The organism is Pedobacter nutrimenti (assembly GCF_003208655.1).
GTDB classification, from domain to species: Bacteria; Bacteroidota; Bacteroidia; order Sphingobacteriales; family Sphingobacteriaceae; genus Pedobacter; species Pedobacter nutrimenti.
Genome location: NZ_QKLU01000004.1, coordinates 588,055 through 604,525, shown reverse-complemented (window position 1 = coordinate 604,525; position 16,471 = coordinate 588,055). Strand labels below are relative to the sequence as shown.

General features: G+C 39.6%; 18 protein-coding genes. 10 read left to right on the top strand and 8 right to left on the bottom strand.

The window, feature by feature from the left end; translation table 11 throughout:
* From B0O44_RS14180 to B0O44_RS14165, 4 genes are all read left to right on the top strand, one after another.
* Entirely contained in the window at positions 1-912 is a 912-nt protein-coding gene (locus B0O44_RS14180) for a DUF4397 domain-containing protein (RefSeq protein ID WP_110831657.1), read from the top strand.
* A 79-nt stretch (positions 913-991) separates the two neighbouring features.
* Positions 992-2,317, top strand: coding sequence for a DUF5689 domain-containing protein (locus B0O44_RS14175; RefSeq protein ID WP_110831655.1), 1,326 nt, complete (start codon positions 992-994; stop codon positions 2,315-2,317).
* Positions 2,318-2,353: 36 nt separating this feature from the next.
* On the top strand, positions 2,354-3,676 hold the full coding sequence (locus B0O44_RS14170) for a DUF5689 domain-containing protein (protein WP_146229844.1): 1,323 nt from the start codon (positions 2,354-2,356) through the stop codon (positions 3,674-3,676).
* Between the two features lie 11 nt (positions 3,677-3,687).
* A complete protein-coding gene (locus tag B0O44_RS14165; RefSeq protein ID WP_110831650.1) occupies positions 3,688-4,008 on the top strand; it encodes a hypothetical protein in 321 nt (106 codons plus the stop codon).
* Between the two features lie 108 nt (positions 4,009-4,116).
* On the opposite strand, the gene B0O44_RS14160 is transcribed toward B0O44_RS14165, so the two are convergent.
* Complete coding sequence (locus B0O44_RS14160; RefSeq protein ID WP_110831648.1) at positions 4,117-4,530, bottom strand: hypothetical protein; 414 nt, start codon at positions 4,528-4,530, stop codon at positions 4,117-4,119.
* A 165-nt stretch (positions 4,531-4,695) separates the two neighbouring features.
* Between B0O44_RS14160 and B0O44_RS14155 the strand changes: the two genes are divergently transcribed.
* On the top strand, positions 4,696-5,805 hold the full coding sequence (locus B0O44_RS14155) for an acyltransferase family protein (RefSeq protein ID WP_110831645.1): 1,110 nt from the start codon (positions 4,696-4,698) through the stop codon (positions 5,803-5,805).
* On the opposite strand, the gene B0O44_RS14150 is transcribed toward B0O44_RS14155, so the two are convergent.
* Entirely contained in the window at positions 5,802-6,929 is a 1,128-nt protein-coding gene (locus B0O44_RS14150; protein ID WP_110831643.1) for an aminotransferase class V-fold PLP-dependent enzyme, read from the bottom strand. The genes B0O44_RS14155 and B0O44_RS14150 overlap by 4 nt on opposite strands.
* Before the next feature lie 160 nt (positions 6,930-7,089).
* On the opposite strand from B0O44_RS14150, the gene B0O44_RS14145 reads away from it, so the two are divergent.
* Positions 7,090-8,094 (top strand): hypothetical protein, encoded by a 1,005-nt coding sequence (locus B0O44_RS14145; protein ID WP_110831641.1) that lies wholly within the window; start codon positions 7,090-7,092, stop codon positions 8,092-8,094.
* Positions 8,095-8,714: 620 nt separating this feature from the next.
* Here B0O44_RS14145 and B0O44_RS14140 read toward each other — a convergent pair.
* A complete protein-coding gene (locus tag B0O44_RS14140; RefSeq protein WP_110831638.1) occupies positions 8,715-10,169 on the bottom strand; it encodes a ligand-binding sensor domain-containing protein in 1,455 nt (484 codons plus the stop codon).
* A 154-nt stretch (positions 10,170-10,323) separates the two neighbouring features.
* Between B0O44_RS14140 and B0O44_RS25230 the strand changes: the two genes are divergently transcribed.
* Complete coding sequence (locus tag B0O44_RS25230) at positions 10,324-10,563, top strand: exo-beta-N-acetylmuramidase NamZ domain-containing protein (protein ID WP_317047152.1); 240 nt, start codon at positions 10,324-10,326, stop codon at positions 10,561-10,563.
* A gap of 108 nt (positions 10,564-10,671) precedes the next feature.
* Here B0O44_RS25230 and B0O44_RS14130 read toward each other — a convergent pair whose 3' ends face one another.
* From B0O44_RS14130 to B0O44_RS25090, 4 genes are all read right to left on the bottom strand, one after another.
* Positions 10,672-11,184: a hypothetical protein gene (locus B0O44_RS14130; RefSeq protein WP_110831636.1), complete on the bottom strand. Its 513-nt coding sequence runs from the start codon at positions 11,182-11,184 to the stop codon at positions 10,672-10,674.
* Positions 11,185-11,189: 5 nt separating this feature from the next.
* Entirely contained in the window at positions 11,190-11,657 is a 468-nt protein-coding gene (locus B0O44_RS14125; RefSeq protein WP_110831634.1) for a hypothetical protein, read from the bottom strand.
* 54 nt (positions 11,658-11,711) lie between these two features.
* Positions 11,712-12,089: a hypothetical protein gene (locus B0O44_RS14120; RefSeq protein WP_110831632.1), complete on the bottom strand. Its 378-nt coding sequence runs from the start codon at positions 12,087-12,089 to the stop codon at positions 11,712-11,714.
* A gap of 121 nt (positions 12,090-12,210) precedes the next feature.
* Positions 12,211-12,999, bottom strand: coding sequence for a helix-turn-helix domain-containing protein (locus B0O44_RS25090; RefSeq protein WP_211321377.1), 789 nt, complete (start codon positions 12,997-12,999; stop codon positions 12,211-12,213).
* Between the two features lie 197 nt (positions 13,000-13,196).
* Between B0O44_RS25090 and B0O44_RS14110 the strand changes: the two genes are divergently transcribed.
* The 3 genes from B0O44_RS14110 (at position 13,197) to B0O44_RS14100 (ending at position 14,895) form a co-directional block, all read left to right on the top strand.
* Positions 13,197-13,880: a hypothetical protein gene (locus B0O44_RS14110; RefSeq protein ID WP_110831630.1), complete on the top strand. Its 684-nt coding sequence runs from the start codon at positions 13,197-13,199 to the stop codon at positions 13,878-13,880.
* 7 nt (positions 13,881-13,887) lie between these two features.
* Positions 13,888-14,268: a hypothetical protein gene (locus B0O44_RS14105; RefSeq protein WP_146229842.1), complete on the top strand. Its 381-nt coding sequence runs from the start codon at positions 13,888-13,890 to the stop codon at positions 14,266-14,268.
* A gap of 72 nt (positions 14,269-14,340) precedes the next feature.
* Positions 14,341-14,895, top strand: coding sequence for a hypothetical protein (locus B0O44_RS14100; RefSeq protein WP_110831626.1), 555 nt, complete (start codon positions 14,341-14,343; stop codon positions 14,893-14,895).
* 11 nt (positions 14,896-14,906) lie between these two features.
* Here the strand turns inward: B0O44_RS14100 and B0O44_RS14095 are convergent, their stop codons facing one another.
* Complete coding sequence (locus tag B0O44_RS14095) at positions 14,907-16,136, bottom strand: glycosyltransferase family 87 protein (protein WP_110831624.1); 1,230 nt, start codon at positions 16,134-16,136, stop codon at positions 14,907-14,909.
* Positions 16,137-16,471 lie beyond the last annotated feature (335 nt).

The window sequence follows — 16,471 nt, the reverse complement described above, 5'->3', positions numbered from 1 at the left end:
ATGAAGCTTAAAATATACATAACGACCTTTTGTTTTGCTGTACTGCTGCTTTCCTGCAAAAAAGACATCGAACCGGCACTACCCGGGGGAACAGCAGCTGCAGGGGTTAATTTTCTGGCCAGTTCAGATGTCTTCCTTAAATATAGTTCAGGAGGTGTAGGCATTTTTCTGGATACAGTGGCCAACAATAAAAAATTCATCAACAGTGAGTATTCCAGCTTGCCACACTTTAACCTGATCGATTACAGCAGGCAGCTTGAATTCCCAAAAGTTTACCTGAAAGATCAGGGGCCACTGTTCCTGAGTTATCCCGCAGGAACGCACCGCTGGCTGTTCAGTTATATGATTGCAGATAAGAATGGTTTGACCAACAGCCCTCTGACAGATCTTGCAGATACCAGTATAGAAATGGGGCCCAATACAGAAACCTGCTTTTACCTGGGAGACGGACCCGTTACTGAAAATACGGTGCCGAAGTATAAAATTTTAACCATACCTGCCGGTAAATCCTTAAAAGTAGAAAATGGATCCGTAGCCTTGCGTTTGGTGCACCTGAGTCCGGATGCCGATGAGCTGCAATGCAGTCTGGTAAAGGCAGATGGAAGCCTGAGTCAGGAAACCCTTCCGCAGAATTTAAAATACGGTCAGTTTACCCAGTACCTGATGCTCAATACCAAAGAGGCCAGAAACAATTCTCTACAACTTCGGCTGGTCAGTAAAACCACAGGACAGGTACTGATTTATACCGGAATTCCGGCAATTGAGGGACATGCTTATACCTTGCTGGTGCAAGGTTTTCAGAAAAACCATCAGTTAAACCTACCCGTGGGCCGAAATGCCGATGGCACAATTAATTATCAAAATACAGCTATAGAAGCCAATTTAAGAGCACTGATCAGACAAATATTCTAAACATTTCAAAGGGAATTTGCAGGGATGTATTATACATGCCAGGCTATGCCTTTGTCCAAAAAACAAAACCAGTAAAATAATGAAAACAAAAAGAACTATTCAACAAATGATGCTTACGGTGGGACTGCTGCTTAGCCTTTCTGCCTGCAAAAAGAACCCGGCAGGTGATCCTCCGGTAATCCCTCCTGCGGAGGTTAAAATGATGAGCTTCACGGACCTTAAAGTTTTGAGCACAGCAGATGAAGTAAAAGTGCCCGACGCAAAAAAAATCAAGGGTGTGGTTATTTCTGACTTGAGTGGAAAAAATCTGGACAACAAAACAATTGTATTACAGGAAGCAGATAACCAGCCGGGAATTGTCATCGGTTTTGATGCTGCGCAGACTTTTGCTGTGGGTGACCAGCTGGAGGTGAACATCTCCGGACAGAAACTGCAAAAACAAAACGGGGAAATTGTGTTGAGCCAGGTACCAGCAGCAAATGCAAAGAAAACCGGAACTGGAGCTATTGCCGGAAGGACAACAACAGCAGCCGAAGCCATTAAAAACGCGGCTTTATGGAATGGAACTTTAGTTTCCCTGGGCGAAGGCGCATTAAGTGGAGGAAATGGTAAATATAGTGGGGTACTCAATTTTGACGATAAGAGTGCAGGACTTAAATCGATGGTCCTTGCCGGGGCCGCTTTTGAAAATACCACTTATCCGGCAAGTGTGGGGAGTATAAAAGGGATTTTGCGGACAAGGGGCAAGGATGTTTTTCTGGATATCCGTACCGCGAAAGACGTAGCTACAGGCAGTATCAGCCGTTTGCTTAGCGATGAAATGTATGTGACCAGTAAGGTCGATAAAGACATGACCTTTGGCTATGGCGATTTTGAGACCAGGACCATGAATTATTCACAGGGTGGTTCTATGGTTTATATTCCCGGAGATAAATTTGACGGCGATATGTTGACCAAAGACCGCGCTTATGTTTACCTGATGTCAGGTGCCGGGGACCCCAGCAGTGCTTATTTTGATGCGGGGCCTTCTATTGACCTGAAAGGGATCAAAGAGATCACGGTTACTTTTGCCGGTAGTAAAATGACAGGTGATGCCATTATCGCAGATTATTATTCCGTACCTCCATTTGATCCTTCAAAAGATGTATTCAAGATCAGCATCGGAATTTTAAGTTATGCCAGTTTCCCGGCTGCAACCGAGTTTAAGGAAGCCGGTAAATTTTATACTGTAAAATTTAAAATTCCGTCCCGGGAGGAGCTCATTAAAGGAGAGGCAGGATCGGTACAGGTGATAGACAACTGGCTGGCCGCCCCTATAATTATGATACGGAACGAATCGACCAGGGCCGCCTCCAGTCAGGGAAATGCACCAATTATTATCAAACAAATTGTTTACGGATTTTAATAAAACAGCTGTATAGCTGTTCAAATTACTAGAGAAATGAAAAACTTACACACCATTCAAATCATATTATTATCCGCTTTGCTATTTGGCATGGGCGGCTGTAAAAAGAATGAAAGTCAACAGCTTCCCGTAGCTCCTCCGGCAGAGATCAAAATCATCAGCCTGACTGCGCTTAAAGCATTGAGTACCGCAGATGAGGTTAAAGTTCCGGATGCTAAAAAGATCAGTGGGGTCGTGATTTCTGACATCAGCGGAAAAAATGTAGACAATAAAACCGTCATCTTGCAGGAAGCCGATGATCAGCCAGGTATTGTCATTAGTTTCGATGCAGCACAAAATTTTGCTGCGGGTGATCGGCTGGAGGTTAATGTTTCCGGACAGAAATTATTAAAGCAGAATGGTGAAATTGTATTGGCCCAGGTGCCTGCTGCCAATGCAAAAAAGACGGGTACAGGAACAATTACTGCAAAAAACACCACCATCACAGAGGCTTTAAAAAACGCGGCTTTATGGAACGGTACCCTTATTTCATTAACAGAAGGGGCATTTAGTGGTGGAAATGGCAAATACAGTGGTACACTTACTTTTCAGGACGCCGGGAACAATATGATCAAATCCATGGTGGTCAGTGGTGCTGCTTTTGAAAACAGCAGCTATCCGGCCAGCGTAGGTTTGGTTAAGGGAATTCTCAGAACCAGGGGAAAAGACATTTATCTTGACCTCAGAACTTCGGCCGACGTATCAGCAGGCAGTATCTCCCGTTTACTGATGGATGAAATGTACGTGACCAGCGAAGTGAAAGCAGACATGACCTTTCGCCGTGCCTTTGAAACCAAAACCATGCATTATGAACGCTCAGGTACTATGGCCTATATACCGGGGGATAAATTTGACGGGGAGATCCTGAATAAAGACCGTTCTTATGTATATGTGGTATCCAGCGCCAGCAATTTTAGCTCGGCCTATTTTAGTACAGGCGCTTCTATTGATCTGAAAGGATTAAAAGAAGTAAGCCTTACTTTTGCCGGCAGTAAGATGACCGGCGATGCAATCATTGCAGGTTACTATTCTGTTCCTGCTTTCGATCCGGCTTCGGATGTATTTAAGGTCGGTTTGGGGATCCTGAACGTACCCACCATATTGTCTGCGGACTATAAAGAAAGTGGTAAATTCTACACCGTGAAATTTAAAATTCCTTCCCGTGAAGAACTGATTAAAGCGCAGGGGGCCGGTTCTGAAGCAACGGTCGATGCCTGGCTTGCCGCACCGGACCTGATGTTTTCCAATCAATCTACCCGTTCGGGCGGAAAAAATGGAAACGCCCCGATTGTGATTAAACAAATTGTTTACGGATTTTAGATTTTAAAAGAATGCAGGGCATCAGCCGGTCGAAGCATGCGCATTTGATGGATGCCCTGTTTCATTTAGAAAAATTACTGGAGCAGCAGGAAGGACAATTGCAAACAGAAATATATCGTGAATTACTGGAGCGTTTGTATACCGATTATGGCAAAAAGTTAAGCGAACTTGGAGTGTTGATTGGGGAATATGAACAGCTGTTTAATGAAATCAAAGTACATTTTGTAGCCAGAACATTAAAGGAAATGAAGAAGAAAAACACAAAGGCCAGGGTTAGCGCTCCCGGGGAACCTTCCGAAGATCCTCTGGGAAGGATTTTAAAAGAAGATTAAACAAAATTGCTTTTAATTACATCTTCGGGTTTAGCACAGGGGTGGATATGATGATGGATTAAGGCTGGCTAGGAAAAGCCAGCCTTAATGGTATGGTAAAAGAGGGACTTAATATAAAGTAACTGTAATTGGATAGACATAATTTAGTAGTATCCCGTTTTCCCAATAAACAATTCCAACGGTATGATTACCTGGTCCGCCAAAAGCAGTCATTGGAATTGCAATTGTGCCAAATTCGTTTCCGGCCCTACCTGTGCGTTGATATTCTATATTATAATCGTCAATATAATAGTACGCCCCGGCAGGAATCGGATCTCCATACCATGTAAAGTTTAAACTGCCTCCCGGAGTATAAGTTGATGGGGGCGGGCCAATTAAAGTTCCCTGAACATCAAAGCATAAAAAATTCCGGACAATGGTATATGCGTTGCTTTTGGGTAAAACACTGCTTGCTGATGCATTTAAACTCATCAGTAATCCCGTCATCAGGATCAACATAATTTTGGTTCTCAAATTTTTCATAATCAATTAATTTAGGTGAGTAAATGTTGTTAATTAAAACTAGCTAAAATTTGCCGTTTGGAAAAATAAATTAAAATTTAAGACAGAAATGGAAATTCTTGTACTATTTCGTATTATTGATTGCCATACTCTAATAACCAAATTCAAATATTTTTTTATTGTAAAATGCAGTTAGCCTCTAAACCCCATTACCCTATTCTTGACGGACTCCGTGGCGTTGCCGCCCTGTTGGTGGTAGCATTTCATATTTTAGAATCCCATTCCACCAGTCACCTCGATCTGATGATCAATCACGGGTATCTGGCAGTAGATTTTTTCTTTCTGTTATCGGGCTTTGTGGTGGCTTATGCCTATGACGACCGGTGGAGCAAAATGAGTATAGGTGGGTTTTTTAAACGCCGCCTGGTCCGGCTGCAACCCCTTGTGGTGATGGGAATGCTTATCGGTGCCTTATGTTTTTACTTTCAGGACTCTGTCTTGTGGCCCGGCATTCATGAAGTGCCCGTTTGGAAGCTAATCCTGGTTACTTTAATTGGTTTTACGCTCCTTCCGCTGCCCATCTCCATGGACATCCGGGGCTGGCAGGAAATGCACCCCTTAAATGGTCCGGGATGGTCCCTGTTTTTTGAATACATAGCCAACATTCTTTATGCACTTTTTGTGCGTAAATTTTCAAATAAAGCCCTCTCGCTTCTTGTTTTTCTTTCTGCTTGTTTTCTGGTGCACCTTTCATTAACCAGTAAAACAGGTGATATTATTGGGGGCTGGTCACTTAACCTGGAACAGCTGCACATCGGTTTTGCCCGGGTCATGTATCCTTTTTTTGCAGGTCTGCTGCTCTGCCGTACTGTAAAACTGGTTAAGGTCAAAAATGCTTTTTTCTGGAGCAGTCTGCTGATCCTGGTGGTGTTTTCCATCCCAAGAATTGGCGGAGCAGAAAATTTATGGATGAATGCCATTTATGATGTGGTCAGTGTGATCGTTTTCTTTCCTGTAATTGTATGGCTGGGGGCAGGGGGCGAAGTGACCGGAAAATATGCGACGAAAATCTGTAAGTTTTTAGGAGATATTTCTTACCCAATTTACATGACCCATTTTCCGTTGGTCTGTATATACAATGCCTGGGTTGCCGACCACAAGATGCCGCTCAAAGAAGCCTATCCAATGGGCATACTTGTTTTCTGTAGTGCGGTTTTACTGGCCTGGGTTTGTTTAAAATGGTACGATGAACCCGTTCGGGCCTGGCTTAAAAAGAAGGTGTTTTCAGCAGGTTAAAGGATTTGTAATATACCGCTCCCGGCAGGTAAATAAACCAGTTTGTCTAAATCAAGTTCATCAGGCTGGGAAACCTCTTTTGTGCCCTTTATTTTGACCAGGCTTGAAGCCTTTTGAGTGGCATCATAACCCCTGGCCCGAAGCGCTTTGATCAGCTGACCGGGGTCAGTTGATTCAATGGCAAGCACCCAATAAGTGTGTTGATCATTCAATTGCCCTATTTTCATTGCCTCAGGTAGATGTCTTAAGGTCGAAAGCGCGAGCTCCTGTCTTTTAGAAATGCGGGTTAAAGGAAAGGCAGCAATACGTTGACCCATTAACCTCAGGTTGGCCTGACATGGTCTGTAGCGGATTTTAGCCATAACATCTGCACCCGGAAAACCCTTTGTAAAACCAGCCAGTACATCATCAAAATTTTTCCCCGCTTTTTGGGACAGCCAATAAAGTAAGGTAAATGACCATTTTTGAGTGATCATTTTTATAATAAGGGCTTTAAATAGCTTCTTTAAATACTGTCCTGTGTATTGAATGGGAAGCTGATTTTGGAGAAGGGTTACCTTATGTTGCAATTCAGGATTGTTAAACCGCAGCATGGCACCGGTTAAGCTGGTGTTCGTTTTAATCAGCCCAAAACTGTACATCACTACATCGGTACCGGGGTTGCCTTTATAAACGCCATTAAAAGCCTGGGCACAATCTTCCAGCACCATCAGGTGATGTTCTTTTGCCAGATTGATGATGTCCTGAATATTGATGACCGCTCCAAACAAATGGGTAATCAGAATTGCTTTTGTAGAAGGATTAATGAGCTTCTTAATCTGCTGGGCAGAAATTTCGAGTGTATGTTTATTTACAGACAAAGGAACGCAAACCAACCGGTGAGCCGATAAGATACTAAACATATCGGGGATATTGATGTTGGTAACAAGAACCTCCGACCCGGGCTCAAAATTAAGGGCTTGTAAAGTGAGGTCTAAGCCGGTCCGTACAGAAAGGCAATACAGTGTATTTGGTACAGTTTTTATCTCTTTTGAATGTGTTGCGCCGAGTAACTCTGCACCGCAGTAAACGATACCTTTAAACAATGCCGCAAAAGATATATCCAGTTTTCCTCTCGGGACCATATTGGTTTTAAATGGTGGTGTTTAGAAGGAACTAATTTATAGAATATCTTTTATCCCCTGAAGAGGTTTAGTGGATTGAGCCGTAAAAGAAATCTCTACTTATTAAAAGGTTATAAATCTGAATTTCTTATATTGAGTTAAATGCTTAAAACATAAGTGTATGGATACCCGTATTCACCCTTTTGAAAAATATCCCTTTGACCTGAAAACACTTGATAAAGAGATTGTCAGGGAAATTGAACAGTTGAATTTCTATACAACCGTGGTCAAAATTGAAAAGATCATGGAGGAAAAGGACCTGAAAGACACCAACACCCTGTTGTGCTGGGCTTATTTTGAGTGGCTGGATGCAATGGCAATGAAAACGGGGGGCGAAATTTTAAGTTGCGGAGAAAAGGCTTTGAACATCATTGACGGGATTCTGGAAAAAGAGCCCGGCCATAAAGGTTCAGTGAAACTTAAAAAGTATATAGAAACTGAAATCAAACAAGTTCATAAAGCAAATAAATGGTTTGATAAATATCATCATATACCCATAGAAAGCCTGGCTTTAAAAGAAGTAGAAGATTTTGCCTGTTTCCTGAGCGATTGTGCAAATGACCAGAAATTTAAAGAAAAAGAATACCAGTTGTGGCAGCGTTTATACCAGGAAAAGCCCGATACGCATAAGGTGATCCGGGACGGGATCCAGATTGGAAAAGAATACTACGGCTTTAAGTTTTATTATTTATGCAGGATGGCCGATGTCCTGTGGCAGGACCTGAAAAAATTTGAACTGGCCCGGCCTATGCTTTGGGAAATCATCAACTGGCCGCAGATAAAAGATGCGGAGCTGTACACCTATAACCAGTCCAGTGCGGGGGAGAAATTGCTGCTTGAAGCGGTTGAGCAGCAGAATAAATCTGAATTTATCCGGCTCACCGAGTTAATGATCCTTAAATTCAAGGCAATTAATACTTACCGGGTAAGCATAGGTAAATCGGAAGTTACAATGATCATGAGAGAGCAGTCTTCGGGAGCCGTTCTTCAGTTTGCCCTGGACATGGGAGATCCGGAAAACATCCGGTCCGTGCTGACCCATTTTTTTTCACCTGAACAGGTGGTCATCAAGGATAAAAAAAATAAGGAAAACCTGTTGAAAGCAAGGGCAATGTTTTTTTCTTAAAACCCATAAATGATCCAGTGATTGAAATGGAAATGCCAAAAATTTAATTCTGCATTTTTAATTTTAATAAAAGGATGGGCAGTCAATAATTAGTAATATTTTAAATCTTATTAAGTATCTTGGTTAAAGTATGTTAACCCAGTTGTTCTCTGCAATAATGCTCATTGCAGCGGTCTGTAATATCATAAGATTTGTCTTGGATATGTGTGATCGATACCGGAGATAGGAAACTATTTCACAGGACAGGATAGGAAACTATCCAAAGCGGGTACAGGGGTTGTAATATACCCCGTTAACAAGCCTTCGGGCTATTACATAAAAGGGCAGAGTATTCTGCCCTTTCTTAATTTAAGGGAGACCGTAAAAGATGGAGATGGCTAGGTAACATGTTGTTAAACATTTTAAAAATGACACCCTCAATCTTTATATAATGTCAACTATCGTATTGCTGAAAAGTTTAAAACCATTCATGTGAATTATGTTCTTCTTGGTACTCAGAGTTACTATGAATATTATCGGAAAGCCATTCACAATTCGGATGGATATCGAACGGTTCCAAATCGATAAAAATGAAAATATCCTTCGTCGTCCCGTTAATAGTACTGGTTTTTAGATTCGATTTATTTTCGTTCTATTTTAACCAGGCCTTGTCTGGTTGCGAGGTATAAATTTCCCTTTTTGTCGAACGTCATTGTCGAAATATAGGATGTTGGTATTGCTGAATTCTCATTATGATAATTTTCCCAACCATCTTTTAAATCATACCTGACTAATCCAGCCCTGTCTGTAGATATCCATAAAACTTTTTCATATCTATCATAGAGTACTTTGTTTGTATGATTGAAAGGCATTCCCGAATTTGAAGTTGTAAATTGTTTAATTGTACCATCCGCATATTTCACTGCAATCCCCTCATCTCTGTTTACCTGTCCGGGGATCTTCGCATCAAACTCGTAGAGAGAAAAGTATAAATTACCTTTTTCATCTTCATCCATTGAAGTAATGCACTTACCTTTTAACACCGTTTCAGTGTCATTAAAGCTTGTTGCTCTTCCCAATTCATCAATCACAATACTACCACTAAAAGTCCCAATCCAAATTCTGTTTTTGGAATCTCTTCGGGCAAACGTAATCCTATTGGAGGGCAACTCCTTAACTTTGTTTTGGTTCAGATTTGACCATTGACCATCCTTGTAAATTGTGAGCCCTTTATCTGAACAGAAGAAAACTTCTTGTGATTTGGAGTTATTAATGATCTTATATGCACCGTCAGATCCAATAACTTTTGGGTCATACTTGGTCCAGTTTTTATCATCATAACTGTATATACTGTTGGAAACATACATCCATTTAATATCATTGTTGTCGCTCTCAATACATAGATAAGGGCCTTTCTCGTTACTTTTTCCAGCATTATAAAATTTCTTTCCATTAAATGTTAACAAACTATCTCCGGCAGATAACCAAATCAATCCCTTTTTATCAATAGTAATGTTGTCGTTCATATTGTCGGTCAGATTCGAGTTGCGTGAATTCCAAACTGTAATTTTATAATTCTTTAGATTTTCGTTTTTGTAAGCGTAAGTCTTATTAAATATTTCTGGTTTTCTTGGTTCATCAAATGATTTTTTAAAAGCCTGTACATCAACTCTTTCTATCATTCCGGAAATCCGACCTGATTTTATTGAAAAGATCAGGTTAACAGATGTTTTTTCTTCTTTTTTATTGGCAGTAATTGCGGGAATCCATTTATTAAAGCTATTTAACTGGGTAATGATCTGTTGTGTAATAAGATGGTTTGATTGGTCTGTATGACTTAATACACAGCCGTTTCCGTTAGAATCGATTAAAACCTGGAATTTAACAGCTCCATTAATACCCTGAAGATTTAAAGATTTATTTAGTTTTTCCAGCAATTCAGCAAAGTTTGCTTCGCTGTAAGATGCTTTAACATCTCCACAATCGAGGCAAAATCTATCCGTTTTACAGTTTTCTAACTTTACCGGGAATAAATTTTGTGCATGGATGGAGAGGGAAGAAACGATTAGAATTACCAGAGATATTTTTTTGATCATTTGTCTATCATTAATGGTGTTCACTTTTTATGGTTGAGTGCTGGGCTTAAATTTCTGAGGGGATTTATAAGCACACATGTGATTGGTACATTGGATAAAACCAATACAATGACTATTACTAATACAGAGGATACATTCGGAGCGGTCATTTCACATGATGAGTAGGCAAATATATAATTATAAATCATTTACTAATTTAGTCTTTAAGCCTACTTGTATCACACTGGTCATAAATAATAAAGAAGTATCTGGTTTTGATCTACGTATAGGTACAGATGAACTCAGAAAGCAAATCATAGCAGGGGTACCGGAAGCTGAAATCAGAAAAAGCTGGCAACCGGGATTACAAAAGTTTAAAGCGATCCGCGCCAAATATCTGTTGTATCCGGATTAATCCGTTTGTCATTTAATTCATATACTTCTTTTGTCTTAGAAAAATCTTGGCAATTTTATCTGGTCACCAGAGTAGGAGGAAAGGGTGTTGGAAGGTTCTCAAACAGTATTAAAATGTGTTTTTTGCTTTAGGGCAGTTATATTCGGCCAGTGTCTGTAGTGCCTTCGTCATGCGTTCATTTAAGTTTTGTTCCTTCCCCCATGTTAAGCAGATAAAAGAATATTGTCGTAATCTATTTATACGTGATTTGTATCCATTTTGATTCAGCTCGGTACTTAAATCTATTTTCGTCTTTAAGAGACATTTTATGGCATTCCCGGTTTGTATACTGCAAATATCATTTAACGAGAATGAATAACTATCCTTTGTATAGGACCTTCCGCTCTCATCCTTAACTGAAGAGTTTTCCTCAACGTTAATTATCCCGTTGTCATCGACAGTATAATTGAATCGATATAAATATAAATCCCCCGTGACTGTGGTCTGGGTAGTCCCATAACCATTTTCCCTTAATTTTGCAACGATCCAGTCCATAGTTTCCTGTTTAGTGGGGCTGGTCTGCGCAAAAGAAAGCACAACCGTAATTGTAAATAGTAGGAATGTAAAAAATACCTTTTTCATATTAATTAATATACTTCTTTTGCTTTAGGACAATTGTACGAACCTAAGTCATTAAGCGCTTTTATCATTCGGTTCCTTAGATTGTTTTCTTTAGATTCATTTAAATAAAGTATGGCAATGCCAGAAGTAACTTTCCCTCCGGTTTCTAGCTGGGTTATAACAATGGGTTGTTTAAATTGTATTTTTATACGATTTAGTTCATCCAATTCAGCAGAACATATATCTTCCAATTTTTCAGTTCCTATCATCGTAAATCCCTTCCCTGTTATATGTTGTTCGATATTCTGATTGGCATCAATACTAAAGAAGGTGGCAACTTTTGTATTGTTGCTTTCGATTAATTTGTATTCAGAATATAACCTTACTTTTTCTATGATCCAGTTAACAATTTCCTGTTTAGTAGGCCTGGTCTGTGCAAAAGAAAGCACACCTGTAATTGTAAACAGCATAAATGTAAAAAATGCCTTTTTCATTTTTAAATTTTAATGGAAAAATGATGTCAACCCCGGTATATCATAACAAGATTATCATTTGCTATTGCTAAATTCTACCTTGTCAATACACAGGCTGATTCTATTGGCTTCGTCAATTAAACCACCTGCTTCACCCGATTTTTCCCCAGGGGCCAGACGATAGATCGTGTGATTTTTGACACAATTTCCATAGGCAGAAGTATAGCCATAATTAAAAGTGACCGTTCTTGAATACGAATTCCTGAACTGAAAGTTCCATTGCCACTTTTTAGCATAAGAATTGTAACCAATATTTTTTACTCTGAATTCAATATTGGGATAACCAGTAAAAGAGTTCCATGCTCCCCATTCAGACTGTTTTGTTTTCGAAGAAAAAGAACATAAGAACAATAAAATTGTACAAAAAGCAGACATTAAGGATATTGATTTCATGTTTTGGATTTTTGTAGCCTACTCTTTCAATATGCAGTTTTCGGTGACCCTGTTTGATTATTCTAAGTTCTCTAAACAGTGGGTTTTGATCAATACCCCCGTTGGGGGATTTTATAAGATTTTAAAGAAAGGATCCCGGGCTTGGGAAAAGGATATTGTACTGCATGAGTTCCCTCAGATTGCGGCATTCCAGTTTTCTGAAAATGTTTTTGCGGTGGGTTTTTACGGTTTCATAAGTAATGTACAGCAACTGGGCTATTTTTTCGTTTGTTAACCCATTAAGAATCATATTCAGGATTTCTTTTTCTCGGACAGAAAGCATCATGAATTTCGAAACGTGCTGTATACCGAAAGACCTGCTTTTTAGCATGCGGTTCAGGAGAAATAAATATTGATGTATTTCTTCACTGTTAACATCTATACGTATCTGTGACCTGTCGGGATTATTGCTGTCTGTCTTAAATGACAGGTCTGGCATTAATAAGGTCCTGGATAACTCTTTTTTTTCTTTATTTCTGGTCAGTAAATATTTCAGGGCCTGTTGCTCACTGCCAAAGTAGCGGGGTTTTACGCCCGATTCCCCATTTTCAGCTGTATCAATTGCAGATAAAAGGGCCAATACATCATTTCCTACTATAAAAGCAACATTTCTGAAGTTTTTTGATTTTTTTAGAACGGAAACATTCAAAAAAGTATCTGTCCATTTTTGAAGGTCTGGCGGAATAACATAACTGAATTCATTAAAATGCCAGAGGGTATTTTGAAGATCGACTTTATCACAGAGTTCCCTGCAACTTTTTATGCCATCTGTAAATTGTTCTGCATTGGTGCAATTTTTCCATGATGCGGTTAACAGGTTGCCTTCGTCCTGATAATTGAGTGCTATGGTGTCGGACTCAAAGATGTTCATATCTCCTTTAAAGCGAGTAGGTTGACTATTCTAATATACGTTAAATTACAACCAGATCAAAGGAATGTTTTGCATCAAAATATTTTGACCGACGCTGACCGTGAAACGGTTAATCCCAAAATCCCCCTATGGGGGTATTGATTAGAGGGCCCTGTTTAGTGAATTTTGTATGGAGACAATAAATAAACAGCCCTAAAATGAAATATCTGACAATTTTATTGGTGCTTTTGACAACTATTCCGTGCCATGCGCAATTATTTACAGGTTGTGCATCCAATGGATCAAATACACCTGGTCAACAGTTTAGCTTATCTGTAACCACAGGAAATTTTCAACTGGACCAATGGATCGGAAGGGAAGGTGATATTATCAGGGCATTTTTTGAGGTAAATGCCTCTCTGTTCATGTACGATGACTCTGGCTCACCAAACGCCAGGGCCTTTCGACAAGCAGAGACAAACTTAAGGCCCGATGGTACGGTGATATTGGGTAGAGCTTATGTGGTACAAATGTACCAGTTTGCGGGAAACATGACAGTCGTTCCTGTGACGCTGGCTCATGAATTTGGTCATATTGTCGATTATAAATATCGGGTAAATCGATTCCCAGGAATGAAAGCAGAGTTGTTTGCTGATTTTATGGCTGGAGCCTATTTGTTTTACAGATCGTACCAAACCGAAACAGATGTGATTGCGAACCTAAAATGGTTTATGAAAATTGGAGACTATGCCGCTATTAATGACCCTGCGCACCATGGTACTCCTCAACAAAGGCTAGCTGCTGCTCTTGCCGGGTATTATTGGCTGAAGAGCAATAGTTATCCTGGTGTTAATGTGATAAACGCAATTGCAGGTACTAAAAATTATCTGAATTTAAATTAAAATATATATGAAAAAGTTCTTTTCTCTATTTGTGATAAGCATTTTACTCATGGCAACCGCTTATGCACAAAAGCCATCATTTTGCTATGCTTATACCTCTAACTACAGCAATAAGGTCCTTTACATTAGTAAGGTGCTGGATCCAAACGATTTTAAAGGCACGACATGGAACGTATTGGAATATAGCATAAAAGAAGCCTTCAAGCAGGCTGTAAAAAATAAAGTGGACAATAAGTTGTATGAGTACGCTTTGGGGATTACAGTCAATTCGCAAGACCAGAACGACAAATTATTTACAAACAGCTATGATGCAGGTAGGGAACGCAAAAAACTTATCGAAAAATTTAAGAGGGACGGCTATAATGTCTTTGAATTAAATGTTGAATGAGTGCTTACCCGAAAAACTAAATTTTCATTAGTACAAGATTAAAATTAATGGAATTAAAACCATAAAACAGCGATGAAAAAAATAATTTTACTGATGGTGTTGTTTTATTTTCCGTTTACGCTAAAAGCACAAACAACCGGACCAACGCTTAATGAAACCATTGAGTGGATGAAAACACAACTTCTCGCTTATGGCGCTGACATCAAAAAAGTTGATTGGAATCCTGATCAGCGCACACTAAATATTGTCTATATAAAGATACTTGATGAGCGGCAAACGTCAAAAGGTAACCTTTACTTATTAGAGGTTATTGCAGTTGGAAATTATATTGATCATTTGAATACGGCTAACATTGTCTGGAAAGAGTCCGAGAAAAATGTTGGTATGGAAATCTATGCGGTTGATGGGAAATTTGGCAGTAGACTAGTTTCAGTCCAGGGTTTTTCCTCAAATGTATCAGGTAGCAATATAATTCCAGACTCAGAATCAACCAAAGTAAATGATCGACCATATGCCAAAATGAATTTCCAAAACTCCTTTAATAAAGACTTACAAATCCGGTTTACCAAGGCCATGAAAAGACTCATCTATCTGTGTGGAGGTAAAGTAGGACCTGATACATTTTAAGGAATAAAAAATCAACCTGACTTAGCCCATAAAGATTCCTCCCTTACCGTATCCCTGAGTTTTAAAGTCGTATTTTCTACAATGAAATTTTTAAAGATCAGCTCGTAAGCAATTTTAGCCCATATGATAATGCATGGCCAGGCTTTTACTGCATAATACTCTATCCAGTCGCGCAAAAATTTAGGAAAAGCATCACTTGGCCCCAGTCCGGTGACCACCATCAGCAACACCAGCATGGTGATGTTAAAGGGAGTAAAAGGTTTATCCTGCATCATGATGTAAATCACCGCACCGGCAGTGGCAATAATAAAGGTGGGGTGTTCGGCCCCTGTGCTGAAAATGACCGCAACCAGCAGCGCGGAGGCCAAAACCTGCAGACAAAATTTCGAAGAAGCAAATTGCTTAAACCTTAACAAAGGAATGGCAAAAATAGCTGCACCAGCAATTAAAAAAGGCAAATTTGGAATCGTTGGATCACCCGCCAAACGTCTGGCCACGCCCATTACGCACCAGTCAATGGTCCCGCCAAGGGTTACATTCATGGAGTTTTTTAGGGTCAATTGCGTAAACCAGTCGTGGTAACATTGAACAACATAGCCGGGGCTGGAAATGGTCATGGGCAACAGGAAAAACACCACAGACCAAATCACCGTGCTGAGGATAAACCTAAGTTTGTTTTTGGAGAAAAGGAAAAATGCAAAACCAATAACGGGATACAATTTGATAAAGGTACCCAGTACAATCAAGGCCGTTGCCCATTCGTCTTTACCCTTTTTGACCAGTACAAAGCTCGAGATCATAAAAGCGGCAATAATGGCATTGCTTTGCAAGTAATGCGAGGTGTTTGAAAATTCAATAACACAAAATAAAAGAACCAGGGTTTTGATCCGGTTGGTCAAGGGCAGCATATTTACCGCAATCAGAAAAGCAGCCGCATTTGCAATTTGCCATAAATAAAAGCCGATGCTTTTTGGTAAAATGGCAAAAGGGGCAATAAACATAGAAAATATAGGGCCATAGTGGTTCTGGTCGTAATACTCCGCCGGATAAAGGGAGTATAAATTTAAGCCTGCTCTTAAATGGTAGTAAACCTGTCTAAATATGATAAAATTGTTGTCAATTTGCCTGAAGTATTTGTACTGCCAGCAGTAAGTGGCAACAGCAAAATACAATACCCATACCCACTGGTACCCGGTTAAATAAAGGAATTTTTTGGTTGCCGATTTCTCGTTTGTAAGCATAATTTATAATGGAATTAAAAAATATTCAGCCTTAACTGATTTTTGACTTTATTCCATTAAAAGTGGTGGGCCAGGAAATTTGATGTGTAAAACTCAGTTCTTTTGAACAGGTTAGATTTTTTTTATAGAAATACACAAAAGGTTGGGCTACCGGGAATAAGTCCATTTTCAGTTGTTTTAAATTTAAAATGTAGGTTATAGGTAGGATGCCGTCAATTGTGAAATTGATTTAATGTTAAGACAACGCTTTCTTGTGAAAGTCCTATCCCTTTTTGTGAAAAAAAATCGGAATGACAATTTGATGAATATAGCTTTGGGGTTCAAGGCGAAAAGAA